At 67.9% G+C, this 1429-nt stretch carries 2 protein-coding genes; both read left to right on the top strand.

Translation table 11 applies throughout. The annotated features are described in order from the left end of the window. Positions 1–420, top strand: a 420-nt coding sequence (lpqS, locus tag HMPREF0591_RS33585) for a putative copper homeostasis (lipo)protein LpqS (RefSeq protein WP_007172602.1), incomplete at its 5' end; no start/stop codon positions are given. A gap of 116 nt (positions 421–536) precedes the next feature. Next, the coding region (locus HMPREF0591_RS29770) for a PLP-dependent cysteine synthase family protein (RefSeq protein WP_050790188.1) at positions 537–1429 on the top strand (893 nt) is incomplete at its 3' end.

The raw sequence follows: 1429 nt of genomic DNA, 5'->3' as shown, positions 1-1429 counted from the left end.
GGCGCTAGCGGGACGCCTCGGCTGCGGTATGTGGTGGCGGTCGGGGCTGCGGCGTGGTTGGCGATGTGGGGGGTCCTGATCGGCGCTCACAGCATCATGGGGCATTCGCAGTCTTCGGTGTCACACCCGGCGCACGCGTTGGTGGCTTCGCTGGGTGGTGAGTTCACCGTTGATGTCGATCATCCGCATGTGGGCAAGGGGTCCTCGGGCGGACATCATGAGCAGTTCACCACGGCAGTGCTGCCCCGCTCGGGCGCTGTGGTGGCTGCATTAATCGCGTTGGGCGTGGTGGCGGCCGTAGCCGTCACCGCTGGGTCGGCCTGGTTTGGGCTGCCCGCCGGGCGCGGCCCCCCGCGAGCCCCGGCCTTTTCTGTTACCGGTCAAGACGTCTTGACCCGGTTCTGCTTGTCTCGTCGCTGACTGGTCAGCATCAGGTCGTTTCTGCCCTTTAGTGGCGGCGACCGGTGACCGCTGACCCCTGTCACCATGTGCCGCGCACAGGTAATCGCGGCTCCCGCGTGAAAGCGACGAATCCCATGGCTGAAGTTCTTCCTTTTGACAACACTTGCGTTCACCCCGTTGCGGCGCTCAAGGTCCTCAAGCCGCGCGACTGCGCACCACCCGCCCCCGCCACCTCCCGGCGACCCGCCGCCCTGGTGGGCAACACGCCGGTGCTGCGGGTCTCGGCCCCGCTGAGCCCACCCGATCGCGGGTTTTGGGCCAAGCTGGAAGGGTTCAACCCCGGCGGCAGCATGAAAGACCGCCCCGCCCTGCACATGGTCGAAGCCGCCCGCGCCCGCGGCGAACTCACACCCGGAGCCCGCATCGTCGAATCCACCAGCGGCAGCCTCGGATTAGGCTTGGCGCTGGCCGGCCAAGCCTACGGGCACCCGGTCACCGTGGTCACCGACACCGGCATGGAACCCATCGTGCGCCACATGCTGGCCGCCTACGGCGCCCAGGTCGACCTGGTCACCGAACCCCACCCGGTCGGGGGCTGGCAACAAGCCCGCAAAGACCGCGTCGCCCAAATCCTGGCCGCCCACCCCGGCTCCTGGTGCCCCGACCAATACAGCAACCCCGACAACATCACCGGCTACCAATCACTGGGGTTAGAGCTCATGGATCAGCTCGGCAACGTCGACGTGCTGGTCTGCTCGGTCGGCACCGGCGGACACTCCGCCGGTGTGGCCCGCGTGCTGCGCCAATTCAACCCCGACATGCAACTGATCGGCGTCGACACCATCGGCTCCACCATCTTCGGCCAACCCGCCACCACCCGGCTCATGCGCGGACTGGGCTCCAGCATCCACCCGCACAACATCGACTACCCCGCCTTCAACGAAGTCCACTGGGTCGCCCCGCACGAAGCCGTCTGGGCCGCACGCACCCTAGCCGCCCACAACTTCGCCAGCGGCGGCTGGAGCGT

Source organism: Mycobacterium parascrofulaceum ATCC BAA-614, assembly GCF_000164135.1.
Taxonomy (GTDB): Bacteria; Actinomycetota; Actinomycetes; order Mycobacteriales; family Mycobacteriaceae; genus Mycobacterium; species Mycobacterium parascrofulaceum.
This window is presented reverse-complemented; position numbering and strand designations above follow the sequence as displayed.